Source organism: Pseudomonas sp. AB6, assembly GCF_034314105.1.
GTDB lineage: Bacteria > Pseudomonadota > Gammaproteobacteria > Pseudomonadales > Pseudomonadaceae > Aquipseudomonas.
This window is the reverse complement of record NZ_JAVIWJ010000001.1, coordinates 2,597,054-2,620,808: the sequence shown is the minus strand read 5'-3', so window position 1 is coordinate 2,620,808 and position 23,755 is coordinate 2,597,054. Positions and strand designations below refer to the sequence as shown.

Genomic DNA, 23,755 nt, shown 5'->3' with positions numbered 1-23,755 from the left:
AAGGACTGCCTGTGACTGGCCTGTTTATTACCTTGGAAGGTCCCGAAGGCGCGGGCAAAAGTACCAATCGTGAATACCTCGCCCAGTGTCTGCGTGCGCAAGGTGTCGATGTTGTGCTGACCCGCGAACCGGGTGGCACGCCGTTGGCAGAGCGAATACGCGAGCTGTTACTGGCGCCCAGCGACGAGTCAATGAATGCTGATACGGAGTTGTTACTGGTGTTCGCCGCCAGAGCCCAGCACTTGGCTGAGGTTATTCGTCCCGCACTGGCACGCGGAGCCGTTGTGCTGTGTGACCGGTTTACCGATGCGACCTACGCGTATCAGGGCGGCGGCCGAGGTTTGTCCCATGACCGGATTGCGGCGCTGGAAGCGTTCGTTCAAGGTGATCTGCGCCCTGATATGACCGTGGTGTTCGACTTGCCAGTGGAAATCGGATTGGCCCGAGCAACAGCCCGTGGCCGACTTGACCGTTTCGAGCAGGAAGGCCGGGGTTTTTTTGATGCTGTGCGCAGTACGTATTTGAATCGCGCGGGCGCTAATCCTGCGCGCTATCGACTGGTGAACGCAGCATTGGCGTTGTCCGAAGTTCAGCAGTCACTCGATGACCTGCTGCCTGAACTTTTGGAGCTATGCCGTGGCTGAAGCCTATCCTTGGCAGGAAGGCCTCTGGCAGCAGATGGCCGGGCGTACCGAGCATGCGCATGCTTATTTGCTGCACGGTCCTGTAGGCATCGGCAAGCGAGCATTGGCGCAACGGTTGGTGGCTCGCTTGCTGTGCCAGCGGCCCGCAGGTTTGAATGCTTGTGGTCAGTGCAAGTCATGCCTGCTTTTAGCTGCGGGCACTCATCCCGATCACTACGTACTGGAGCCAGAAGAGGCGGACAAGGCGATCAAAGTTGATCAGGTCCGCGATCTGGTGAGCTTTGTAGTGCAGACCGCACAAATGGGTGGTCGCAAAGTAGTGTTGATCGAGCCGGCAGAGTCGATGAACGTCAATGCTGCCAACGCTTTGCTGAAAAGCCTTGAAGAACCCTCCGGTAATACCGTCCTGTTACTGATCAGTCATCAGTCGAGTCGATTGTTGCCTACTGTCAGGAGCCGTTGCGTGCAGCAGGCCTGCCCGCTGCCAAGTAGGGCGGTGAGCTTGCAGTGGTTGGCCACAGCTTTACCTGACTGCTCTGAAGACGAGCGTGCCGAGTTGCTCACGCTGGCCGCAGGATCGCCTCTGGCGGCAGTCAGTCTGAATACCCAAGGGGTTCGTGAGCAGCGGGCGCTGGTGGTCGACGGTGTGAAAAAACTCCTTAAACAGCAGCAATCACCGACTCAGTTGGCCGAAGGCTGGAAAGATATTCCGTTGTTGTTGTTGTTTGACTGGTTCACCGGTTGGGCGCTATTGATCCTGCGTTATCAACTGACCCAGGATGAAGCTGGTCTCGGTTTGGATGATATGCGCAAGGTTTTGCAGTACTTGGCGCAAAAAACCAGGCAGGACAAAGTGCTCAGCATTCAGGATTGGGTGCTGGCGCAACGGCAAAAGGTTATGTCCAAATCAAACCTTAACCGCGTTTTATTGCTCGAAGCCTTGCTGGTGCAGTGGGCAGGCTTGCCCGGACAGGGGTAGACTCCTGCTGCAGGATCACTTCCCCTAAAGGAGTTGCAATGAATTTGCCGCTGAACCCCGGTCCACGTAATGGCATCCTGTCTCTGACCATCAAGGACAAGTCGGTGTTGTACGCGGCGTATATGCCCTTTATCAAGAATGGCGGTTTGTTTATCCCGACCAGCAAGAGCTACAAGCTGGGTGACGAGGTATTCATGCTGCTTAACCTGATGGACGAGCCGGAAAAAATTCCGGTAACGGGCAAAGTTACCTGGATCACCCCCAAAGGCGCCCAAGGCAATCGGGCTGCCGGGGTTGGCGTTCAATTCAACGACGGTGATAACGCTGCACGCAATAAAATCGAAACGTATCTGGCCGGTGCTCTTAAGTCCGACCGTCCCACTCATACGATGTAGTTGTAGCCTCCTTCATGCTTGTAGATTCCCATTGTCACCTCGATCGTCTCGACCTCGCTGAACATGCAGGTTCACTGGACGCTGCCCTGGATGCCGCCCGGGCGCGGGGTGTCGGGCATTTTCTGTGCATCGGCGTCAGCGCCGAAAACGCCGGTGCGGTAAAAGCCTTGGCTGATCGCTATGACGATGTGGATTGCTCGGTCGGCGTTCACCCGCTTGACCTGCAACCGGGCACGGCACCTGCGCTGGACTGGTTATTGGCGGAGCTCAACCATCCGAGGGTAGTCGCCATCGGCGAAACCGGTCTCGACTATCACTACGAGCCCGAAGCTGCGCAGCTTCAACAGGCATCGTTTCGTTTGCACCTTGAGGCGGCCAATCTGACGGGCAAGCCGGTGATCGTCCACACCCGAGGCGCTCGCGCCGACACCCTGGATTTGATGCGTGCAGCGGCCTTGCCACAGGGCGGAGTGTTGCATTGTTTCACTGAGGACTGGGCGATGGCCAAAGCGGCACTGGACCTGGGTTTTTATATCTCGCTGTCCGGGATCGTCACTTTCCGCAACGCCGACGCGTTGCGTGACGTGGCGCGCCAAGTTCCCGTTGATCGATTGCTGGTAGAAACCGACTCACCTTACCTTGCGCCTATACCTTACCGGGGCAAGCCGAACCTGCCTCAATATGTGCGGGAGGTCGCTGAGTTTCTGGCGATGCTGCGCGGCGAGTCCTATGAGCGCTTCGCCGAGCAGACCACCGAAAACTTCGCCCGCCTGTTTCCGCTGGCTCATCTGAAGCGCTGACATCTACACTTCCTCCAAACACAGGGAGGGCGAGGTTGTATCTTTACTGTGTGTAAAACACAGGCAAAAAAAACCCGGGTTCTGGGGGGTGAATCCGGGTTAAGACCATTAGGAGTAAACAAAGGTACGCGATCCATTGGTACCCTCATTGGCGCGCCACTTGGGGGAGATGCCGCGCCAACGAGTTAAGTATTGGTCATGATTGCCGCGCGTCCAGCCCAATCCACACTATTCTTTAAACGGATTTGGAATATCGACGCTTTGATTGGGTTCTCACCGCGCTGCTAGTTCGCGTACCAAAGCCAACGTCTCTTCAATCACCCGCGACTCTGTATAGAAATGTGGGGAGAAACGAATGCCAGGCCCCCGTTGTACGCATACCACCTGATGTTGCTTAAGTCGCTCGAACAGCGCTGAGTTTTCCACGCCATCAAGGCTGAACGACAGAATGCCTGCACGTCGCTTAGGGTCTTTCGACGTGTGCAGGCGAGCGCCGGGAATAGAGCTCAATCCTTCTTCGAGCCACAGCACGCGCTCTGCAATAGCCTTGCCGACGTGTTCCATGCCTACCTCCTCAAGCAAAGAAAGGCTGGCTTCCAGCGCCATACTACCCAGCACATTCGGGCTGCCGCATTCGAAACGACGCGCAGACAGAGCAGGTTCCCAAGTGGTGCGGTTGTAATCGCCCATATGTTCCAGCATGTGCCAGCCAAACTCATTTAGCTTCAACTGTGGTCGCAATTCGGCGCGGCAGTAAAACACCCCCAGGCCCTCCGGGCCCAGCAACCACTTGTGGCCGTCGGCCATCGCAAAGTCGCATTGGCTTGCTTGAACATCGAAGGGCAGGGCGCCCAAGTGCTGAATGGCATCGATGCAGAACAATACATTACGTGTTTTGCACCCTTGGCCAAGCACTTCGAGATCAAGACGCAGGCCTGTAGCGAATTGCACAGCACTAATCGATAACAGCCGTGTACGAGGACCGCACGCCGCAAGCAATGCCGCTTCCGGGTTGTCGCCCTTAAGGCTGACCTGAATGACTTCAACGCCTTGAGGCTTTAGCGCCTCCCAGACGATTCGGTTGGAAGGAAACTCTTCGTCACTAATGACGATTTGATCGCCGCTCTTCCAGTCCAGCCCAAAGGCGACGAATGACAGCGCTTCCGACGTGTTTTTGACCAGTGCAATGTCATCGGTCGACGGTGCATTCATTAGACGCATCAGGCGTTCACGAAGGCGTTGTTCAACTATCATCCAATCAGGATAGTCGCGCGCGCCCAGTAAAACGTTTTCCTGAGCAAAGCGAGTGACGGCGGTTGCGGCGCGTTTTGGCCAGGGAGCGACCGCCGCGTGGTTTAGATATCGCAGGCCTGGAGCCTGTGTAAATTCATCAAGAAACGTAGACATGTCGGATGATCCGTGCAATTTGGCACAAGTTAGGCATAATACGCGGCTTCGATTTTGACCCCCCAACAGACCTTTTCTTATGCAGAAAGAACCTCGTAAGGTCCGTGAGTTTCGTCGCCGCGAGCAAGAAATTCTCGATACCGCGCTAAAGCTGTTCCTCGATCAAGGTGAAGACAGTGTCACCGTCGAGATGATCGCGGATGCCGTGGGTATCGGCAAAGGCACTATCTATAAGCATTTCAAGTCGAAAGCGGAGATTTATCTGCGCTTGATGCTCGATTATGAGCGGGATTTGAATGAGTTGCTGCACTCTGCCGACGTCGACAAGGATAAGGAAGCTTTATCCCGTGCTTACTTTGAGTTCCGTATGCGTGATCCACAACGGTACCGGTTGTTTGATCGCTTGGAAGAAAAGGTAGTCAAGGGCAACCAGGTGCCGGAAATGGTCGTTGAGTTGCACAAGATTCGTGCCTCCAACTTTGAGCGCCTCACGTTGTTGATTGAAGGCCGGATTAACGAAGGCAAGCTTGAAGACGTGCCTCCTTATTTCCACTTCTGCGCGTCCTGGGCGTTGGTGCATGGCGCCGTAGCGCTGTATCACTCGCCGTTCTGGAGCAATGTACTCGAAGATCAGGAAGGCTTCTTTCAATTCCTGATGGATATTGGCGTGCGCATGGGCAACAAGCGCAAGCGTGATACCGATACCCCGCCCAGCATTTAAGCCATTCGGGGGCTTTATGGTTGCAGGTAGTCAATGCACTGTTAAGAGTCCCAGTAATATACTCGGGCATAGGCCTTGCTAAAAATTGATGTGTGAGTCAGGTTTTAGCGGTCCACCTTTTTTTGCCGGAGCCATTCATGATCGTTGACCGTCAAGGCAGGCGTTTTCGCAATCTGCGGATCAGCCTGACCTCTGCCTGCAATTACGCCTGCACTTACTGTGTGCCAAATGGTAAGCGCTTAGTGGCCGCGCAGGATGAGTTGTCGGCGGACGCCATGGCGAGTGGCGTGGCGTACCTGATTGAGGCCGCGGGCATTGAACGTCTGCGTATCACGGGTGGCGAGCCTCTGGTCAGTCCAAAACTGGAGACCTTCATGGCTCAGATCGGGCAGTTGGGTCTCGACGAAATCAGCCTGACAACCAATGGCCAACTGCTGGCTCGCAAACTGCCGCTGCTGGTGGATGCCAATATTCGTCGGCTTAATGTTTCTCTCGACACCTTAGACCCCTTGGCATTTCGCACCATTGCCCGTGGCGGTGATTTGCTCACTGTGCTTGACGGCATGACCCAGGCCAGCGCGGCAGGCATCAAAATTAAAGTCAACATGGTGCCGTTGCGCGGGCAAAACCTGGATCAGGTGATGCCTTTGCTTGATTACTGTCTTGAGCGTGGTTATGAACTGCGCTTTATCGAGCTGATGCGCATGGGCCACCTGGCCAGCGACTCGAACGCGTTTTTGCAGCAATTTGTCAGCTTGCAGCAACTGCTGGCGCTAATCGGCGATCACTACGAATACCTTCAGGCCGATGCGCCCGTGGATGCCACGGCGGTGCGCTATCAAATCCCCGGCAAAGGTTTTTTTGGTGTCATCGCCAACGAAAGCGTGCCCTTTTGCCGAACCTGCTCGCGTTTGCGCCTGTCCTCTACTGGCTGGTTGCATGGCTGTCTATCTTCCAGCAACCGCCATTATATCGGCGACCTTCTGGACAAACCTCGCCATCAAGCCCTGCCGGCGTTACAAAGGCTGCTGGTCAGGGCTTTGGGCGATAAGCAGGAAGTGGCGTTTTCCGGCGGCGCTATGGTAATGAAGATTATTGGAGGGTGATCTCTGACGCAAGTGTGTGAATTTTTAACTCCTTCGTCGAAACTTGGTAGCGCCTCAGCTCTTTTTTTATGAGTGGCGCGGAAGCTGCATCAGTCGCGCATTCGCCGGTTTTCCGTCACTGGCACCTGGAGGGGATGATGCGTAGCCTGGTTTTGCTACTGACGCTGTTGTCGTTAAGTGGCTGCATGAGTATCAGCGATATGGGGCAGGGGGCTCATGATCAGTTAAGCGATGCTGGCTTGCTCGATCACAGTGACACCAATCGAGCGAATAACCGACGCTTGCAACCAGACTCATTCATCTACATCGCACAGGGTTCGTTTGTGCCGCCTGGCAATGCCTATCCACGCCCCAACGTTGTCGCCGAAGAAGCCTTTAAGGGCTTTATCGAATACTTCCCAATGGTCCGTCGGGCCAAGGCGCCAATGGGTCTGGATGAAGCGATGACTGAAGCGCGAGCCGCGGGTGCCAACTATTTGCTTTACACCCGTTTCGCCAAGGCTGATGACCGCATTGGCAACACTGACGAGTGGACTGATCAGCAAGCCGTGGATCGGTTAGGCGTCGACAGCGGGGTGATCCAGCTCATGTTGATTGAAACCACCACCCGCTATTTGATCGACACCGCCCGCATACATACCCGAGGCGGATTGCTGACGATGCGCAATACTAAACCTGAAGATTTGCTAGCGCCGCCTTTGGAGGATTACGCTCGTAGCCTGATGGGTGTTAGCCGGTAGCACCTTTAAAGGAGCAAGAAAATGAGTGATCCGGGCAAGGCCAATGACCTGTTTGCACAGATTCCCAAGTCAAAAGGGTTGCCGCCTGTTCACCTGTGGAACCCCGATTTCTGTGGCGATATCGACATGCGTATCGCTCGGGACGGTACGTGGTATTACCTGGGTACGCCGATCGGGCGTAAACCTATGGTTCGACTGTTTTCCACGATCATGCGCCGTGACGATGATGATTATTTCCTGATCACTCCCGTGGAAAAGGTCCGGATCAAAGTCGACGATGCTCCATTTGTTGCCGTCAGCCTTGAGGTGGAGGGTGAAGGCGAGCAGCAAGTTCTGCGTTTCACTACCAATGTCGATGATCAGACCGAAGCGGGCCCTGAACATCCTTTGCGTGTGGAAATAGACCCTGAAACCCAGGAACCAGCGCCCTATATCCACGTGCGCGTCAACCTGGAGGCGCTAATTCACCGCAATGTGTTTTATCAACTGGTTGACTTGGCAGAGGCCCGGGAGATCGACGGGCAGCGTTGGCTGGGCGTATGGAGTAGCGGGACGTTTTTCCGGATAGGCCTGGAACCCTGACGTGCTGTTATTTCAGTAGCACTCCACCTGTTCCACGCACAATTGCCTGTCAGCAATTCGACGGTTAAAGTGCCGCTCCCCGTTTTGCTTGAGGCGTTTGCATGACCCAGTCCCTTGATATTGCCGTGATCGGCGCCACCGGTACCGTCGGCGAAACCCTCGTACAGATTCTCGAAGAACGTGATTTTCCGGTTGCCAATCTGCACCTGTTGGCGAGCGTTGAATCGGCAGGTCATTCAGTGCCTTACCGCGGCAAGAACGTGCGTGTGCGTGAAGTCGACGAGTTCGATTTCAGTAAAGTCCAGTTGGTGTTCTTTGCCGCAGGTCCTGCGATTACCCGTAGCTACGCCGTGCGGGCCACGGCAGCCGGTTGTACGGTGATTGATCTCTCCGGCGGCTTGCCCGTTGAGCAAGCTCCTAACGTCGTCCCGGAAATCAATGCAGTCTTGCTGGATGCGTTAAAAAAGCCGTATCAGGTCTCCAGCCCTAGTCCGTCTGCGACCGCATTGGCGGTGGCCCTGGCGCCATTGCGCGACCTGCTTGATGTGGTGCGCATCAACGTAACGGCATGCCTGGCTGTTTCCAGTCAAGGACGTGAAGGTGTTGCTGAGTTGGCTCGGCAGACAGCCGAATTGCTCAATGTTCGGCCGATGGAACCGCGCTTCTTCGACCGGCAGATGGCCTTCAATCTCTTGGCTCAGGTCGGCACTCCCGATGCGCAAGGGCACAGTCCGCTGGAAAAGCGTCTGGTTGCGGAGTTGCGAGAGCTACTGGCCCTGCCGTCACTGAAAATTTCCGCCAGCTGCATTCAAGCCCCGGTGTTTTTTGGCGATAGTTTCAGCGTTTCGCTGCAGGCTTCAGGGCCAGTCGACTTGGCTGCCGTCAATGCCGCACTGCGTGTTGCACCCGGCATCGAGCTGGTCGAAGCCGGTGATTACCCTACCGCCGTTGGCGATGCAGTGGGCCAGGATGTGGTCTATATAGGTCGAGTCCGTTTGGGGATTGATGACCCTTCGGAGCTCAACTTGTGGATTACCTCAGATAATGTTCGCAAGGGGGCAGCGTTGAACGCTGTCCAAGTGGCTGAATTGTTGATAAAAGACCATGTGTAAAAGATACTTGGCAACAATTGGGCGAATCACTTCGGCTTGACGGCTAACGTAGGCTTTACCTTCTCGGTTGCCGAGGAATATTCAGACAAGGGATGGGCTATGGTTCAGGTTCGCAAACTGGTATTAGCAATCGCTACAGCCTCGGCGCTGTCATCCGGTATGGCGCACGCATTGGCGCTCGGGGACTTGACCCTGAAGTCGACCCTGAATCAGCCGCTTGTCGCGGAAATTGAGCTGCTCGACGTGCGGGATGTAACCGTTGGGCAGGTAGTACCGAGCCTCGCTACCTCCGCTGATTTTGCGCAGGCAGGTGTTGATCGGCGCGGGGTTCTTGACGATCTGACGTTTACACCGGTAATTGATGCCGGTGGTAAAAGTATATTAAGGATCACGTCGACCAAGCCGATTCGCGATCCGAACATGAAGTTCCTGGTGCAAGTGCTCTGGCCTAATGGTCGGCTGCTGCGTGAGTACAGTGTGCTGCTTGACCCGCCTAAAGCTACGCCGCAAGCCGCTGCTGCCTCAGCTTCCAGTGCTCAGCTTCCGGTGATAGCCCCGGCGCCAGTGCCCGTGTCAGCTCCCGAAGGTGCATCACCTCCGGCGCCTGCCAAATTGCCAGCGCCGACGCCTGCCGTCGAAGCGAAACCTGCTCAGTACACCACGAACAAACACGATACATTGTGGGAAATTGCATCCCGCGTACGAAGTAGCGGGTCGGTTCAGCAAACTATGCTAGCCATTCAGGCACTGAATCCTGGGGCCTTTATCAATGGCAACATTAACCGATTGAAAATCGGTGAAGTGCTGCGTCTTCCTGATCAGCAACAAGTTGCCGCTACCCCGCAACCGCAGGCCATCGTTCAAGTTAGAGAACAAAATCTTGCATGGCGCCAGCGACGCAGTCTGCCTTCCGCCGCGCGCCAAGTGGACGCGACCCGTCACGCCAAACCTGGCGCTGCGCCTGCCAACGTTGAGGCTAAGGACAATCTGAGTCTGGTTTCAGGCAACTCAAAGGTCGGCAAAAGTGGAGCGTCGGGCGACAGCAAGGCCTTAAGTAATCAGCTGGCGGTGGCAAAGGAAAACCTGGATACGACGCGTCGTGATAACGCCGAGCTTAAAAGTCGAATGTCAGATTTGCAAAGCCAGTTGGACAAGTTGCAGCGGTTAATTGAACTGAAAAACGACCAGTTGGCTAAAATGCAGGCCCAGGGCGGCATTGCACCGCCCGTCACGCAGACCGCCCCAGGCGCGCCCTCTTTGCCCGCTGCATTAGTTGCTGCAACCCCGGCTGCCAGTGGCGCCGCGAAGCGACCAGGCGAAATCGCACCGGAAGATGCGTTGACTCCTGCTGCGGAACCTGTAGCGGCTCCGGACGTCGCTCCTATTGCGCCTAACCCTGGCGGTCTAGTGGAGAACGGCGATACTGACAGTGCGATCAGTAAGGTTCTCGCCAGCCCGATGCTGCTGGGCTTGGTGGGCGGCGGCGTCTTAGTAATCTTGCTTTTGTTGCTACTGTTCTTCACGCGGCGCCGCAGGGCGCAGCAGGAAGCAGAAAAACACAAACGCATGGCCCGAGCGTTGGCCGAAGAATCAGACTTCGCCGCTGATATGGACTTGCCGGAACACAGTTTTGACGGCCTGGATGTTCCGCCCCCCAACGTAAAGCTGGCGCCGGTGCCGGTCTCTATTCCCGCACCGGTGATTTCAGAGCCGATCCATGAGCGCTCGCTTAATGTGCTTGATCAGGCTGCAGTCCATGTCGCAAACGGTCGCTTCAACCAAGCTGCCGAGCTTCTGGAAGATGCTATTAAACAAGAGCCTCAGCGCAGCGACCTGCGCCTGAAGTTGATGGAGATCTATGCAGAGCAGGGCGACAGAAGTGGTTTTTCTGCCCTAGAGCGCAAGCTGGCGGCCGACGGTAAGAATCATGCTGAGGTCGACGAGCTGAAAAGTCGCTTTCCGTTGATGATAATGGCAGGCGCAGGAGTGGGTGCCGCAGCATTAGCGGCTGAGCTTGATGCGGACTACGTCAAGGATTTGCTGCTCGATACGTCTGAGGTGCCAACGGTTACTACGGTGCCAGCACCCGCGCCGGGTCCAGCGATTGAATCTGATGAGTTAGAGGCGTTTGATCAGGATTTCGACTTAAGCCTGGATGAGCTGGAAGAGGTTTCTCCGGCAATTCTTGAAGAACCTGTCGCGCCGGTACCTGCAAGAAAGGTGCAACGTGATGAACCGGGTCTTGGGGCGTCAATGGCTGCCGATACACTGGCAGATGATGAGCTGAGTTTTGAGTCGGTATTGCGTCAACAGAATGAAGCCAAGCTATCGTCCCCCGAGGATTTATCCGACTTCGACCTAGACCTGACGGAAGAATCACCGGCGTTGAGCGCTGAAGATGATTTTCTTCTGAGTCTCCAAGACGACTTGCACGAATTGCCGGCGTTTGATGATTCACCTTCGCTGGCACACTCTGTAGGTGATACCTCGACCTTGCCTGATGATTTTGACTTGTCCTTGCCGGATGAGCTTGACGACGACGCGACACCCAATGCGTTCACCACCGAGCTTGATGACGTTAACGCTGAATTGGATCGTCTGTCCCAGACGATGGATCAACCAGCGATTGCCAAGCCGCCAAGCTTTACCGCTGAGGATGCGTTGGCAGAAGATGACGAGCCCGAGTTCGACTTCCTGGCAGGCACCGACGAAGCCGCGACCAAACTTGATCTGGCGCGGGCATATATTGAGATGGGCGACAGCGACGGCGCTAGGGATATTCTCGATGAGGTGGTTGGCGAGGGCGATGAGGCCCAGAAAACCGAAGCACGGGAAATGCTTGCCACTCTGCACTGATCAAGCCGCAGATAAATGCACAACGACCGCTTTTGCGGTCGTTTGCGTTTAGAACAGGTGAAGCTCTTATAATGGCGCCTTTGTGTTAACCAACAGGCTGCACGTCTTGGCTTCAACATATAGCACTGCAGAAAATGCGGCGGCCGAAATGGCTGCCGCTGGCTTTTCCAGGATCGCATTGGGCGTCGAGTACAAAGGTTCGCGTTTTTGCGGTTGGCAGCGTCAGGCTTCCGGTGTATTGACCGTGCAGGAAACCCTTGAAAAAGCGCTATCAAAAGTGGCTGACGCGCCCGTCTCGTTGTTGTGTGCGGGTCGTACGGATGCAGGCGTTCATGCCTGTGGGCAGGTGGTGCATTTCGATACTCAGGCTGAGCGTTCGCTGAAGGCTTGGGTAATGGGTGCCAATATAAATCTGCCCCACGACATCAGTGTTAGCTGGGCGAAGGTTATGCCGGCGCATTTTCATGCGCGGTTCAAGGCGATTGCTCGGCGTTACCGCTATGTCATTTATAACGATCCGATCAGGCCGGCTCATTTGGGTGACCAAGTGACCTGGAATCATCGCCCGCTGGATGTCGATCGGATGGCGCAAGCTGCTCAATATCTAGTGGGTACCCATGATTTCAGCGCGTTTCGGGCGGGGCAATGTCAGGCGAAATCGCCGATTAAGCAATTGCATCATCTGCGAGTTACTCGGCACGGGCAGATGATCGTCATTGACGTGCGCGCCAATGCTTTCCTGCACCATATGGTGCGCAACGTTGCTGGTGTGTTGATGACCATTGGCACTGGCGAGCGGCCTATTGAGTGGGCCAAGGAAGTATTGGACAGCCGGGTTCGGCGTACGGGCGGCGTCACGGCGCATCCTTACGGGCTTTACTTGGTTCAAGTGGAGTACCACGACGAGTTTGCGTTGCCGCAACGATACATAGGGCCACACTTCCTGACGGGCTTCACTGAACTTGACGGCTGACGCGTGGAAAAGCATTTGTTAACATTCGTGACTTCCCCGAATAAGGCCTGAGGTTCTCCCTATATGTCAGCCGTTCGCAGCAAGATCTGCGGGATTACCCGCATAGAAGATGCGTTGGCCGCCGTTGATGCAGGTGCGGATGCCATTGGTTTTGTGTTTTATGCCAAAAGCCCTCGGGCAGTTTCGGTGATTCAGGCGCGAGAAATCATTGCTGCCCTGCCTCCGTTTGTGACTACCGTTGGTTTGTTCGTTAATACCAGCCGTTGCGAGCTCACGGAAATATTGGAGGTCGTTCCTCTGGACCTGCTGCAATTTCACGGTGATGAAACGGCCGAAGACTGTGACGGTTATCATCGGCCTTACATCAAGGCATTGCGGGTGCAGGCTGGTGATGACATAGCCGCGCGTTGCCACGCTTACCCCAAGGCCAGCGGCATACTGCTTGACACCTATGTTGCAGGTGTACCCGGTGGTACGGGAGAAGCGTTCGACTGGTCGTTAATACCGCACGGCTTGAGCAAGCCCATTATTCTGGCTGGGGGGCTGAGCGCGACCAATGTTGCACAGGCCATCGCGCAGGTTCGGCCTTACGCAGTAGATGTAAGCGGCGGTGTGGAGGCAGTTAAGGGAATCAAGGATCACGAAAAGATCCGCGCATTCATGAATGCGGTGCAAGGTGTTGATAGCAGGGTTTTAGAGTGATGTGACGGTTGGCGTATAGCCACCGTCCATAAACCTCCGGCAGCGAAAGCGCGGTTGGTACTTAATAAGCGAGCGACGAAGCGGTGCACGTCGTCACAATGGCAGGTGATAGGTTAATTCAGGCAGGTCCGGCACTGGTCGATCGCTGTGTTGCCTAATCATCGCTGCACATATGAATTTAGCTTAAGGGCATACGCGGGTTTTAAATCGACCGCGTTCGAGCCGTCGTACTGGAGAAAGAAAGCATGAGCAACTGGTTGGTAGACAAACTGATCCCTTCGATCATGCGTTCCGAGGTGAAAAAAAGCTCGGTTCCAGAAGGGCTTTGGCATAAATGCCCGTCCTGCGACGCGGTGCTTTATCGTCCAGAGCTAGAAAAAACCCTGGACGTCTGCCCCAAGTGTAATCACCACATGCGCATCGGCGCACGCGCACGCCTGAACATCTTTCTCGACGCTGAGGGCCGCACGGAGCTTGGCGCCGAGCTGGAACCTGTAGACCGTCTGAAGTTTCGCGACAGCAAAAAGTATAAAGATCGCCTGGTGGGTGCGCAAAAGCAGACCGGTGAGAAAGATGCTTTAGTCTCTATGAGCGGGACTTTGTTAGGCATGCCAGTCGTGGCCTGCGCATTCGAGTTTTCGTTTATGGGCGGTTCTATGGGCGCCATAGTGGGCGAGCGTTTTGTACGCGCTGCCAACTACGCGCTGGAAAATCGCTGCCCGATGGTCTGTTTTGCTGCTTCCGGCGGCGCGCGAATGCAGGAAGCCCTGATTTCCCTGATGCAGATGGCTAAAACGTCGGCCGTGCTGGCGCGTCTTCGGGAAGAAGGTCTGCCCTTTATCTCGGTGCTCACTGACCCGGTATACGGTGGTGTATCGGCAAGCCTGGCGATGCTGGGCGACGTGATCGTTGCCGAGCCTAAAGCGCTGATCGGGTTCGCCGGTCCGCGAGTGATCGAGCAGACCGTAAGAGAAAAATTGCCAGAAGGCTTCCAGCGCAGTGAGTTCCTGCTGGCACACGGTGCCATCGACCTGATCGTTCATCGTCAGGAGCTGCGAATACGCCTGGGTAATTTGTTGGCTCAGTTCATGAATCTGCCGACGCCCAAGTTCGTCGTCGCGCCGATTGAGCCGATTGATATTCCACCGGTCCCGGCCACCATATGACGGTGCGTACCTTGGGCGACTGGCTCGCCTACCTTGAGCAATTGCACCCTACGGCCATCGATATGGGGCTGGAGCGTTCGCAGCAGGTGGCGCTAGCGCTGGGTTTGACCCGGCCCGCGCCCCGCGTTATCACGGTCACGGGTACAAACGGCAAAGGTTCTACGTGCGCATTTATTGCTTCATTGATCCAGGCGCAGGGTCTCAATGTAGGTGTTTACAGCTCGCCACATTTACTGCGCTACAACGAGCGGGTGCAGGTGCGTGGCGTTGAAGCCACTGACAATGAATTGTGTGAGGCTTTCGCGGCGGTTGAAGCGGCTCGTGGCAAAGTATCTCTGACGTATTTCGAGATGGGTACGCTGGCGGCGCTTTGGCTGTTCGAGCGTGCGGCGTTGGACGTTGCAGTGCTGGAAATCGGTCTCGGTGGCCGATTGGACACGGTCAATATTGTTGACGCTGATCTGGCGTTGGTCACCAGTATTGGTGTCGATCACGCTGATTGGTTAGGTAACACCCGTGAGTCTGTCGCGTTCGAAAAAGCCGGAATCTTTCGTGAGGGACGTCCAGCTTTGTGTGGCGATATCGATCCTCCAGCGCCATTGCTCAGTCGCGCCAAGGAACTCAACTGCCCGCTGTTGTTGCGTGGCCGGGATTTCGACCTGGACGTTAGCGGCAGCGCCTGGCAGTGGCGTGGTCGCAACGTCCTAGGCCAATTCATTGAGCTGCATGATTTGCCGCTGCTTGATCTGCCAATGGAAAACGCGGCATTGGCGCTGCAGGCCTATGCGCTGCTGGATTTGCCTTGGGAGTCGTTGCAGATATGCGCCGCTCTCAGTAGTACCAGAGTGACCGGACGCCTTGATCGACGTCAGATTGTCTGGCATGGCAAACCGCTCAAACTGATGCTGGATGTCGGCCATAACCCGCATGCCGCACATTATCTAGCCCAGCGTCTTGCTGCACGACCCTTGAACGGCAGGCGTTTGGCGGTATTCGGATTGCTATCGGACAAAGATCTGGCCGGAGTGTTGGGCGAATTAAACTCCAGCGTCCAGGCGTGGGCTGTTGCCCCGTTACCAACGCCTCGCAGTTATGCCGTGGACGACCTGCAGGCCGCATTACAGAACCTCGGCGCGACCGTGACGTCTCATTCAAGTATCGCGCTGGCCTTGGATGCACAATGTGCCAACGCGACGGCTGAAGATGAAATTCTGCTGTTCGGATCTTTTTATTCTGTTGCCGAGGGCCTGGAATGGCTAGCCCGGCACGTCAAGGAGGAAGTCGCAAATGGCTTTGCTGGATAATCTGTTCAAGCAGCGAATGGTAGGTGCGCTGGTGTTGATCGCATTGGCGGTGATTTTCTTGCCCATGCTATTTTCGCGTCAGGACGAAACCCGTCGCATACATGTCGAAGTGCCAGCTACGCCACAGACGCCGACGACGACGCAGATCAAGGTCGATCCGGTTTCGGTTCCGGAACCGCAATCGTTGCCCCAGGAGCCGGTACCCACCGATGAAGAGCTTGCTCGCACACCGGCCCAGACCGGACTTGCGTCCGTCGTGCAATCTTCCTCGACGTTAACCCCTGTTTCAAAGACCCAGACGACTGTCGCCAAAGCTGCACCTGCAACGCCTGCGGCCAAGTCTGCAGAGGCAGACAGCAGTCATGTCGACGTCAATGGCCTGTCCGTCAGTTGGTCGGTGCAGTTGGCCAGCCTGTCCAATCGCGACAGTGCCGATGCGATGCAGAAAACGCTGCGGTCTCAAGGTTACAACGCTTACATTCGCTCTTCTGACGGTATGAACCGGGTGTTTGTGGGGCCTTTGATTGAACGCGCAGAAGCGGATCGGTTACGCGACCAGTTAGGAAAACAGCAAAAACTCAAAGGTTTTGTGGTGCGCTTCCAGCCTGAGCACAACTAAGTTCCCGCCTATTCTTGCCCCGTCGGTAATCGCTGCTTACCGACGGGCAAGCGCTCTGCTAAAATGCGCCGCCTCATGTGTCTGTAGGCCTCAACGTGCCATTTACTCCGGTTGATTGGGCGATCCTCGCGATCATCGTCATCTCCGCTTTGATTAGCTTGAAGCGCGGCTTCGTAAAGGAAGCATTGTCGCTGCTCACCTGGATCATAGCCGGTGCCGTTGCCTGGATGTTCGGCGGGTCGCTTTCGCAGTATCTTGTCACTTATATCGAAACACCATCTGCGCGCGTGATCGCGGGCTGCACCATCCTTTTTGTCGCCACCCTGCTGGTAGGCGCCATGGTCAATTTTCTAATCGGCGAGCTGATTCGCGTCACCGGGCTTTCCGGGACCGATCGTTTTCTGGGTATGGTCTTCGGCGCTGCACGCGGAGGCTTGCTGGTCGTTGTAGCGGTAGGGCTATTGAGCCTGGGACCGGTGCAGCAAGATCAATGGTGGCAGCAATCTAAGCTGCTGCCGCAATTTTTATTGGTCGCTGACTGGTCGAAAAACCTGATTCTGGGTTTCTCCAGTAAGTGGCTAGCCAGCGGTATCAGCCTGCCGGTTGATCTGCCGTTCAAGGATCACCTCTTACCGTCTTCAAAGCCGTAAGAAGTGCCCGGTATTTCCAGTTTCACTCAGTAGGGGTTGTGTCGCATGTGTGGCATCGTCGGTATCGTCGGTAAGTCGAACGTCAATCAGGCGCTGTATGACGCGCTTACCGTCCTCCAACACCGCGGCCAGGACGCTGCCGGTATTGTAACCAGCCATGGCGGCCGGTTATTCCTGCGCAAGGACAACGGGTTGGTCCGTGATGTGTTCCACCAGCGCCATATGCAGCGCTTGGTTGGTCACATGGGTATTGGCCATGTGCGGTATCCCACTGCGGGCAGCTCAACCTCGGCCGAGGCTCAACCGTTTTATGTCAACTCGCCGTATGGCATCACGTTGGCCCACAACGGCAACCTGACCAACGTTGAGCAACTGGCCAAGGAGATTTACGAGTCGGACTTGCGCCATGTCAACACCAACTCCGACTCGGAGGTGTTGCTTAACATCTTCGCGCACGAGCTCGCGCAGCGCGGCAAGTTGCAACCAACAGAAGAAGACGTGTTCGCTGCCGTGAGCGACGTGCACCACCGCTGCCGTGGTGGATACGCCGTAGTTGCGATGATCACCGGTTATGGCATTGTCGGCTTCCGTGACCCGGACGCTATTCGTCCGATCGTTTTCGGCCAGCGCCATACCGACGGCGGCGTCGAATACATGATCGCTTCGGAAAGCGTGGCGCTTGACGTGCTCGGCTTCACCCTGATCCGCGATCTGGCGCCGGGCGAAGCGGTTTACATCACTGAAGATGGCAAGCTACACACCCGTCAGTGCGCGAAAAATCCCAAGTACTCGCCGTGCATTTTCGAACACGTTTACTTGGCGCGCCCGGATTCCATCATCGACGGTATTTCCGTCTACAAAGCGCGTCTGCGCATGGGTGAGCGACTGGCGGACAAGATCCTTCGTGAGCGACCACACCATGACATCGACGTGGTGATCCCAATTCCAGACACTAGCCGTACCGCTGCACTGGAACTGGCGAATCACTTGGGCGTGAAATTCCGTGAAGGTTTCGTCAAAAATCGTTACATCGGCCGTACATTCATCATGCCGGGGCAGGCCGCACGGAAAAAATCCGTACGCCAGAAGCTCAATGCCATCGAGCTGGAGTTTCGCGGTAAAAACGTGATGCTGGTGGATGACTCCATCGTGCGTGGAACCACCTGCAAGCAGATCATTCAGATGGCCCGGGAAGCGGGCGCCAAGAATGTCTATTTCTGCTCGGCGGCACCTGCTGTTCGCTACCCGAACGTTTATGGTATCGACATGCCTAGCGCTCACGAGTTGATTGCGCATAACCGCACTACCCAGGACGTGGCCGATCTGATCGGTGCTGATTGGCTGATCTACCAGGATTTAAGTGACCTGATCGAAGCGGTAGGTGGCGGCAAGGTTAAAATCGATAACTTCGATTGCTCGGTGTTCAATGGCGAGTACGTTACCGGCGATATCGACGAGCTCTATCTGAATAAGATCGAGCAGGCGCGAAATGATGCGTCCAAGGTCAAGACCCAGGCAGTCAGTGCCATCATCGATCTATACAACAACTAAAGGAGTAGGTGGGATGACTCACGAATGGGATGCCGGTCGGCTGGACAGTGATCTTGACGGCGTTGGTTTCGACACCCTCGCCGTGCGTGCAGGTCAACATCGCACGCCTGAAAGTGAACACGGCGACCCAATGTTCTTTACCTCCAGCTATGTGTTCCGTAGTGCTGCCGACGCGGCGGCACGGTTCTCGGGTGAAGTGCCGGGCAACGTCTACTCGCGCTACACCAACCCGACCGTGCGCTCCTTCGAAGAACGTATCGCTGCCCTCGAAGGCGCCGAGCAAGCGGTTGCCACGGCGACGGGGATGGCGGCGATCCTGGCCATCGTTATGAGCCTATGCAGCGCTGGAGACCATGTGCTGGTGTCGCGTAGCGTGTTCGGTTCAACCATTAGCCTGTTTGAAAAGTACTTTAAGCGCTTTGGCATCGAAGTGGATTACGTTCCGCTGGCCGACGTTTCCGGCTGGAACGCAGCCATCAAGGCCAATACCAAATTACTGTTCGTCGAGTCGCCGTCCAACCCCTTGGCCGAACTGGTGGATATCGCCGCGTTGGCTGAAGTCGCCCACGCCAAAGGCGCGATGTTGGTTGTCGACAACTGTTTCTGTACGCCTGCACTGCAACAGCCACTGCTATTGGGTGCTGACGTGGTAATGCACTCGGCCACTAAATTTATCGACGGCCAAGGCCGTTGCATGGGCGGGGTGGTCGCAGGTCGCAGCGAGCAAATGAAAGAAGTGGTCGGTTTCCTGCGTACTGCCGGACCAACGCTAAGCCCGTTCAATGCCTGGATTTTTCTCAAGGGGCTGGAAACCTTGAACCTGCGTATGCGTGCCCACTGTGCCAGCGCTCAAATACTGGCCGAATGGCTGGAACAGCAAGACGGTATTGAAAAAGTCTACTATGCGGGACTCAAAAGCCACCCGCAGCATGAATTAGCCATGCGTCAGCAAAAGGGCTTTGGTGCGGTGGTCAGCTTTGAAGTCAGAGGCGGCAAAGAGGGCGCTTGGCGCTTCATCGACGCTACGCGATTGATTTCGATCACGGCCAACCTGGGCGATACGAAAACCACCATCACCCATCCAAGCACCACTTCCCACGGACGTTTGGCGCCACATGAACGCGAAGCCGCCGGTATTCGGGACACCTTGATCAGGGTTGCAGTCGGCCTTGAAGATGTCGCCGATCTGCAGGCTGATCTGGCGCGTGGTCTGGCGGCGTTGTGAGTGATTGGGAGGTGCAAGCGACCAATATCCATAACGGCAAGGTCGCTTTGGTCACTGGCGCGGCGCGCGGTATCGGACTGGGGATTGCCGCGTGGCTGATTTCCGAAAACTGGCAAGTGGTCCTGACGGACCTTGACCGCGAGCGCGGCGCGAAAGTGTCGGCAGTGCTGGGCGATAACGCTTGGTTCATCGGCATGGACGTCTCTATTGAAGAGCAAGTCAAGGCAGGGGTCGCTGAAGTGCTTGGGCAGTTCGGTCGTCTTGACGCACTTGTCTGTAATGCTGCAGTGGCCGATCCGCACAATACGATTCTGGAAACCCTGACCTTGTCGTATTGGAATCGCGTGTTAGCAGTCAACCTCAGTGGCCCCATGTTATTAGCCAAGCACTGCACGCCTTATTTGCGCGCGCACTGTGGCGCCATTGTCAATTTGACCTCGACCCGAGCCGCGCAGTCTGAAGCGGATACGGAGGCTTATGCCGCGAGCAAGGGCGGTCTATTGGCCCTTACGCATGCATTGGCCATTAGCTTGGGGCCAGAGATCCGGGTCAACGCGGTTAGCCCCGGCTGGATTGATGCACGCGATCCTTCGGTGCGCCGTGCAGAGCCGCTGTCGGATACCGACCATGCTCAGCATCCCGCGGGCAGGGTAGGGACCGTCGAGGACGTGGCGGCGATGGTGGCTTGGCTGCTATCGAAAAATGCCGGTTTCGTCACTGGCCAGGAATTTGTAGTCGACGGCGGGATGACAAAAAAAATGTCTTACATAAGCGACAAGCCTTAAGTGACAAGCTGCAAGCTTCAAGCGGTAAGCAGCAAGTTAGAAGCAGAGTGCGTCTTGCTTTTAACGTGCCGCTTGAAGCTTACAGCGTGCAGCTGATTTCAAAAAACTTCAACGGGGGTATTGACTTAGCTTCGATACCCACGTAAATTTCGCGGCCTCAACGAAGCAAAGGGTGATTAGCTCAGCTGGGAGAGCAGCTGCCTTACAAGCAGCGGGTCGGCGGTTCGATCCCGTCATCACCCACCACTTCTTGAGGCTTTCGTAAGAAGGCTGGATGAAAATCCAACAATGCGCAGCGGTAGTTCAGTCGGTTAGAATACCGGCCTGTCACGCCGGGGGTCGCGGGTTCGAGTCCCGTCCGCTGCGCCATATTTTTTAGATCGGCTTGTACGATCTGAGACTGGAACGCTTTCAGAGCGGTCCTTTTAGGGTTTCACTGAAACAGGCATCCGAAGGTCTGTTTCGAAAAAGAGTTAATCGGATGCAAGTCCGAGCGACACGCAGCGGTAGTTCAGTCGGTTAGAATACCGGCCTGTCACGCCGGGGGTCGCGGGTTCGAGTCCCGTCCGCTGCGCCATACATGTGTCGAACGTTCATTCGCGGACGATCAACACGCTGAAAAGCCCGCCTAGTGCGGGCTTTTTAGTTTTTTGGTGTTCGTAATCCGGATGGCCATGAGCATTGCGGTGTAGAATCCCCAACTGTCAGTCCGGGTCGCCCGTGTTTCCGAACGGCGTTGATCACACGTCAGCCTTGATGCAGACTTACCCCCGCGTTTCAGATCTACAGTTTTTTCTCCCAGGATTTTGAATGTCTAAATTACCGCGCTTTCGTACCGCATGCTGGGCCGCCGCCCTGCTGGCCGCCGCAGGCTGCTCATCGCCCAAACAGACGGTGTATGAGCATGAAAATTTTGACGATTCGGGAACGTTTTCAAGGAATTACCCGGTCTCCGACGCTGCCTCTTGCGAGGCAGCGCGTCGAGCCTTGCTCAGCCAAGGCTACATCATCACCAGCAATGACCCGAAAGTGATCAGTGGGCACAAGAGCTTCCAGCAAACAGGCGAGACCCATATGGAGATTAGCTTCAGTGTGGTTTGCGCAGCTGATGGCACGTCCAAGGGCGCTACTAAAGGCGCCACCATGTTTGCCAACGCCCTTCAGGACCGATATGCGCTGAAGAAGGTCAATAACTCTGCGAGCCTCGGCGTAGGCGTGCTGGGTTCGGTGTCGATGCCTATCGGGTCCACCGACGACTCCATGGTGAAAGTGGCCAGCGAGACGGTGGCATCACCCAAGTTCTATGACCGTTTCTTTGTGCTGGTGGAGAATTTCTTGCCGCCTGAAGTGAAAAAAGCGGCAAACATTTCTGAAAAGCCCAAAGCTGATCTGGGTATGCCAGAACCAGTAGCCCACGCCGCGACACCGGCGGCAGCGATGGTTGATGGTAAACACGCTGCCTCCGAGCCTGCTCCCATAAAAGAGCCGGTGCCAGCGCCCGCAAAAGATCCCGCGACTGAAGCGGCTCCTGCGGCTGAAACCAGCGAGCCTGTCGCCGCGCCAGCTGAGCCCGCAGCGATCAAGACCGAAATTGTTACGCCAGCGCCGACACCGCCTGCTCCTGCCGCAGAGCCAGTGTCGAGTCCGGCACCGGCTTCTGAAGCAACACCTGCCTCTGAGCCCTCACCTGCTACGATGGAAAAAACGACCTCGCCGTAAAGGCAGTTGGCAAAAAAAGCTGCTGAGACGTTATTGTCCAGCGGCTTTTTCATGGGTGCTATCCGAGGAACAGCTTGTAAGCCGGGTTTTCGCTTTCATCCCAATACGGGTAGCCGATTTCCGCCAACGCCGCCGGAATCAGGTGCCGCTCGTTTTCCGGAACCACCAACCCAGCCACCACTCGGCCGTCCGCCGCGCCGTGGTTGCGGTAGTGGAACATCGAGATATTCCACTGCCCGCCGAGTTTGTCGAGGAAATTGAACAGCGCACCCGGTCGCTCCGGGAACTCGAAACGGAACACCACTTCATCACTGACCCGCGCCGCGTGGCCGCCGACCATGTGACGAATATGCAGTTTCGCCAGCTCGTTATCGGTTAAATCCAGCACTGGAAAGCCCTGCGCAGTCAAGCTGGCGAGCAGCGCAGCGCGCGGGTCGGTATCCGGGTGAGTTTGCACACCAACGAAGATGTGGGCCTCCCGGTCGGTATGGTAGCGGTAGTTGAACTCGGTGATCTGGCGTTTGCCGATGGCTTCGCAGAACGCCTTGAAGCTGCCCGGCTTTTCGGGAATGGTCACGGCAATGATCGCTTCGCGGCCCTCACCTAGCTCAGCGCGCTCGGCCACGTGGCGCAGGCGGTCGAAGTTGACGTTGGCGCCTGAATCAATGGCCACCAGGGTTTGCCCGCTGACGCCATACAGTTCGACGTACTTCTTGATCCCGGCCACACCCAGTGCGCCCGCAGGCTCGGTGATGGAGCGAGTATCGTCGTAGATGTCTTTGATCGCCGCACAGATTTCATCGGTGCTGACGGTGATCACTTCGTCGACATAATCTTTGCAGATGTCGAAGGTGTGCTGACCGATCTGCGCCACGGCCACGCCGTCGGCAAACAACCCGACCTGACTCAAGACCACGCGTTCACCGGCCGCCATGGCCGCTTGCAGGCAGTTGGAATCGTCCGGTTCGACGCCGATGACCTTGATGTCTGGCCGCAAGTATTTAACGTAGGCCGCGATGCCCGCAATCAAACCGCCGCCGCCCACCGGCACAAAAATCGCGTCTAAACGCCCCGGCTGTTGACGCAGAATCTCCATTGCCACGGTGCCTTGGCCGGCGATGGTGTCAGGATCGTCATACGGATGAACGTAGACGTAGCCTTTTTCATCGACCAGTTTCAGCGAAAATGCCAGTGCTTCGGGGAACGAGTCGCCGTGCAACACCACGATGCCGCCTCGCGAGCGCACGCCTTCGACCTTGATCTCGGGAGTGGTTTTGGGCATGACGATGGTGGCTTTGACGCCCAGTACCTTGGCCGCCAATGCCAAGCCTTGCGCATGGTTACCCGCCGACGCCGTGACGACGCCCCGGGCCAACTCGGCTTCGCTGAGCAACGTGAGTTTGTTGTAAGCGCCGCGAATTTTGAACGAGAACACCGGCTGCAAGTCTTCGCGCTTAAGCAGTACCGCATTGCCCAGGCGCTCGGAAAGCTGGCGAGCGGCCTGCAACGGGGTTTCAACGGCTACGTCGTAAACGCGCGAGGTGAGGATTTTTTTGACGTAATGCTTGAGCAGGTCGGGATCGAGGGGCGGTGACATGTCTGACTCCAGATGCGAGCTGTGTGGCTCAGGAGACAGAAGAAAAACCCGCCTCGTGGGCGGGTTGGGTGCGAACGTCGGCTAACCCGCCATGACTGGAATGGCGGTAATAATAATCTTGC

Annotated in this window: 22 protein-coding genes and 3 tRNA genes; 23 read left to right on the top strand and 2 right to left on the bottom strand. The window is 56.2% G+C overall.

Going from position 1 to position 23,755, the window contains the following annotated elements; all coding sequences use genetic code 11:
* The first annotated feature begins 11 nt into the window (after positions 1 to 11).
* Genes tmk through RGW60_RS12305 form a run of 4 tightly spaced genes read left to right on the top strand, consistent with a single transcriptional unit; the run spans position 12 to position 2,818 of the window.
* The gene (tmk, locus tag RGW60_RS12320) at positions 12 to 644 is read left to right on the top strand and encodes a dTMP kinase (protein WP_322204869.1); all 633 of its coding nucleotides are present in this window, start codon (positions 12 to 14) and stop codon (positions 642 to 644) included.
* Positions 637 to 1,623, top strand: a complete 987-nt coding sequence (locus RGW60_RS12315) for a DNA polymerase III subunit delta' (RefSeq protein WP_322204868.1) — start codon at positions 637 to 639, stop codon at positions 1,621 to 1,623. The genes tmk and RGW60_RS12315 overlap by 8 nt, the downstream gene beginning before the upstream one ends.
* A 38-nt stretch (positions 1,624 to 1,661) precedes the next feature.
* The gene (locus RGW60_RS12310) at positions 1,662 to 2,018 is read left to right on the top strand and encodes a PilZ domain-containing protein (RefSeq protein ID WP_322204867.1); all 357 of its coding nucleotides are present in this window, start codon (positions 1,662 to 1,664) and stop codon (positions 2,016 to 2,018) included.
* A 14-nt stretch (positions 2,019 to 2,032) separates the two neighbouring features.
* Positions 2,033 to 2,818 (top strand): TatD family hydrolase, encoded by a 786-nt coding sequence (locus RGW60_RS12305; protein WP_322204866.1) that lies wholly within the window; start codon positions 2,033 to 2,035, stop codon positions 2,816 to 2,818.
* Between the two features lie 273 nt (positions 2,819 to 3,091).
* Here the strand turns inward: RGW60_RS12305 and RGW60_RS12300 are convergent, their stop codons facing one another.
* Positions 3,092 to 4,225 (bottom strand): aminotransferase class V-fold PLP-dependent enzyme, encoded by a 1,134-nt coding sequence (locus RGW60_RS12300; protein WP_322204865.1) that lies wholly within the window; start codon positions 4,223 to 4,225, stop codon positions 3,092 to 3,094.
* 79 nt (positions 4,226 to 4,304) lie between these two features.
* Here RGW60_RS12300 and RGW60_RS12295 point away from each other — a divergent pair, with 79 nt between their 5' ends.
* The 19 genes from RGW60_RS12295 (at position 4,305) to RGW60_RS12205 (ending at position 22,036) form a co-directional block, all read left to right on the top strand.
* Positions 4,305 to 4,946, top strand: coding sequence for a TetR/AcrR family transcriptional regulator (locus RGW60_RS12295; RefSeq protein WP_322204864.1), 642 nt, complete (start codon positions 4,305 to 4,307; stop codon positions 4,944 to 4,946).
* A gap of 137 nt (positions 4,947 to 5,083) precedes the next feature.
* Entirely contained in the window at positions 5,084 to 6,052 is a 969-nt protein-coding gene (locus RGW60_RS12290) for a GTP 3',8-cyclase MoaA (RefSeq protein ID WP_322204863.1), read from the top strand.
* Positions 6,053 to 6,189: 137 nt separating this feature from the next.
* On the top strand, positions 6,190 to 6,792 hold the full coding sequence (locus RGW60_RS12285) for a DUF4823 domain-containing protein (RefSeq protein ID WP_322204862.1): 603 nt from the start codon (positions 6,190 to 6,192) through the stop codon (positions 6,790 to 6,792).
* Between the two features lie 21 nt (positions 6,793 to 6,813).
* On the top strand, positions 6,814 to 7,374 hold the full coding sequence (locus RGW60_RS12280) for a DUF1285 domain-containing protein (protein WP_322204861.1): 561 nt from the start codon (positions 6,814 to 6,816) through the stop codon (positions 7,372 to 7,374).
* A gap of 101 nt (positions 7,375 to 7,475) precedes the next feature.
* Entirely contained in the window at positions 7,476 to 8,486 is a 1,011-nt protein-coding gene (locus tag RGW60_RS12275) for an aspartate-semialdehyde dehydrogenase (protein WP_322204860.1), read from the top strand.
* 99 nt (positions 8,487 to 8,585) lie between these two features.
* Entirely contained in the window at positions 8,586 to 11,342 is a 2,757-nt protein-coding gene (locus RGW60_RS12270) for a FimV/HubP family polar landmark protein (protein ID WP_322204859.1), read from the top strand.
* A gap of 148 nt (positions 11,343 to 11,490) precedes the next feature.
* A complete protein-coding gene (truA, locus tag RGW60_RS12265) occupies positions 11,491 to 12,315 on the top strand; it encodes a tRNA pseudouridine(38-40) synthase TruA (RefSeq protein ID WP_322206905.1) in 825 nt (274 codons plus the stop codon).
* A gap of 63 nt (positions 12,316 to 12,378) precedes the next feature.
* The gene (locus RGW60_RS12260; protein ID WP_322204858.1) at positions 12,379 to 13,017 is read left to right on the top strand and encodes a phosphoribosylanthranilate isomerase; all 639 of its coding nucleotides are present in this window, start codon (positions 12,379 to 12,381) and stop codon (positions 13,015 to 13,017) included.
* A gap of 245 nt (positions 13,018 to 13,262) precedes the next feature.
* The gene (gene accD / locus RGW60_RS12255; protein ID WP_322204857.1) at positions 13,263 to 14,183 is read left to right on the top strand and encodes an acetyl-CoA carboxylase, carboxyltransferase subunit beta; all 921 of its coding nucleotides are present in this window, start codon (positions 13,263 to 13,265) and stop codon (positions 14,181 to 14,183) included.
* Positions 14,180 to 15,487, top strand: a complete 1,308-nt coding sequence (gene folC, locus RGW60_RS12250; protein ID WP_322204856.1) for a bifunctional tetrahydrofolate synthase/dihydrofolate synthase — start codon at positions 14,180 to 14,182, stop codon at positions 15,485 to 15,487. Before accD ends, folC begins: the two co-directional genes overlap by 4 nt.
* Positions 15,471 to 16,106, top strand: a complete 636-nt coding sequence (locus RGW60_RS12245) for an SPOR domain-containing protein (protein WP_322204855.1) — start codon at positions 15,471 to 15,473, stop codon at positions 16,104 to 16,106. Before folC ends, RGW60_RS12245 begins: the two co-directional genes overlap by 17 nt.
* A gap of 95 nt (positions 16,107 to 16,201) precedes the next feature.
* The gene (locus RGW60_RS12240; RefSeq protein WP_322204854.1) at positions 16,202 to 16,756 is read left to right on the top strand and encodes a CvpA family protein; all 555 of its coding nucleotides are present in this window, start codon (positions 16,202 to 16,204) and stop codon (positions 16,754 to 16,756) included.
* 45 nt (positions 16,757 to 16,801) lie between these two features.
* Positions 16,802 to 18,307 (top strand): amidophosphoribosyltransferase, encoded by a 1,506-nt coding sequence (gene purF, locus RGW60_RS12235; protein ID WP_322204853.1) that lies wholly within the window; start codon positions 16,802 to 16,804, stop codon positions 18,305 to 18,307.
* A 13-nt stretch (positions 18,308 to 18,320) separates the two neighbouring features.
* Entirely contained in the window at positions 18,321 to 19,532 is a 1,212-nt protein-coding gene (locus tag RGW60_RS12230) for an O-succinylhomoserine sulfhydrylase (RefSeq protein ID WP_322204852.1), read from the top strand.
* On the top strand, positions 19,529 to 20,317 hold the full coding sequence (locus RGW60_RS12225; RefSeq protein WP_322204851.1) for an SDR family oxidoreductase: 789 nt from the start codon (positions 19,529 to 19,531) through the stop codon (positions 20,315 to 20,317). The genes RGW60_RS12230 and RGW60_RS12225 overlap by 4 nt, the downstream gene beginning before the upstream one ends.
* Positions 20,318 to 20,487: 170 nt before the next feature.
* Positions 20,488 to 20,563 (top strand) — tRNA-Val (locus RGW60_RS12220).
* A 46-nt stretch (positions 20,564 to 20,609) separates the two neighbouring features.
* Positions 20,610 to 20,686, top strand: a tRNA-Asp gene (locus RGW60_RS12215).
* Between the two features lie 131 nt (positions 20,687 to 20,817).
* Positions 20,818 to 20,894: transfer RNA gene (locus RGW60_RS12210), tRNA-Asp, on the top strand.
* Between the two features lie 233 nt (positions 20,895 to 21,127).
* Positions 21,128 to 22,036 (top strand): DUF2242 domain-containing protein, encoded by a 909-nt coding sequence (locus RGW60_RS12205; protein ID WP_322204850.1) that lies wholly within the window; start codon positions 21,128 to 21,130, stop codon positions 22,034 to 22,036.
* A 58-nt stretch (positions 22,037 to 22,094) separates the two neighbouring features.
* On the opposite strand, the gene ilvA is transcribed toward RGW60_RS12205, so the two are convergent.
* On the bottom strand, positions 22,095 to 23,609 hold the full coding sequence (gene ilvA, locus RGW60_RS12200) for a threonine ammonia-lyase, biosynthetic (protein ID WP_322206904.1): 1,515 nt from the start codon (positions 23,607 to 23,609) through the stop codon (positions 22,095 to 22,097).
* Between the last annotated feature and the right edge of the window lie 146 nt (positions 23,610 to 23,755).

Coding starts and splice junctions, on each gene's coding strand:
- RGW60_RS12300 (WP_322204865.1), bottom strand. CDS start 4,225: ATGTCTACGTTTCTTGATGAATTTACACAGGCTCCAGGCCTGCGATAT.
- accD (WP_322204857.1), top strand. CDS start 13,263: ATGAGCAACTGGTTGGTAGACAAACTGATCCCTTCGATCATGCGTTCC.
- RGW60_RS12310 (WP_322204867.1), top strand. CDS start 1,662: ATGAATTTGCCGCTGAACCCCGGTCCACGTAATGGCATCCTGTCTCTG.
- RGW60_RS12285 (WP_322204862.1), top strand. CDS start 6,190: ATGCGTAGCCTGGTTTTGCTACTGACGCTGTTGTCGTTAAGTGGCTGC.
- RGW60_RS12280 (WP_322204861.1), top strand. CDS start 6,814: ATGAGTGATCCGGGCAAGGCCAATGACCTGTTTGCACAGATTCCCAAG.
- RGW60_RS12270 (WP_322204859.1), top strand. CDS start 8,586: ATGGTTCAGGTTCGCAAACTGGTATTAGCAATCGCTACAGCCTCGGCG.
- RGW60_RS12260 (WP_322204858.1), top strand. CDS start 12,379: ATGTCAGCCGTTCGCAGCAAGATCTGCGGGATTACCCGCATAGAAGAT.
- RGW60_RS12205 (WP_322204850.1), top strand. CDS start 21,128: ATGTCTAAATTACCGCGCTTTCGTACCGCATGCTGGGCCGCCGCCCTG.
- RGW60_RS12295 (WP_322204864.1), top strand. CDS start 4,305: ATGCAGAAAGAACCTCGTAAGGTCCGTGAGTTTCGTCGCCGCGAGCAA.
- RGW60_RS12305 (WP_322204866.1), top strand. CDS start 2,033: ATGCTTGTAGATTCCCATTGTCACCTCGATCGTCTCGACCTCGCTGAA.
- folC (WP_322204856.1), top strand. CDS start 14,180: ATGACGGTGCGTACCTTGGGCGACTGGCTCGCCTACCTTGAGCAATTG.
- RGW60_RS12230 (WP_322204852.1), top strand. CDS start 18,321: ATGACTCACGAATGGGATGCCGGTCGGCTGGACAGTGATCTTGACGGC.
- truA (WP_322206905.1), top strand. CDS start 11,491: ATGGCTGCCGCTGGCTTTTCCAGGATCGCATTGGGCGTCGAGTACAAA.
- RGW60_RS12275 (WP_322204860.1), top strand. CDS start 7,476: ATGACCCAGTCCCTTGATATTGCCGTGATCGGCGCCACCGGTACCGTC.
- RGW60_RS12290 (WP_322204863.1), top strand. CDS start 5,084: ATGATCGTTGACCGTCAAGGCAGGCGTTTTCGCAATCTGCGGATCAGC.
- purF (WP_322204853.1), top strand. CDS start 16,802: ATGTGTGGCATCGTCGGTATCGTCGGTAAGTCGAACGTCAATCAGGCG.
- RGW60_RS12245 (WP_322204855.1), top strand. CDS start 15,471: ATGGCTTTGCTGGATAATCTGTTCAAGCAGCGAATGGTAGGTGCGCTG.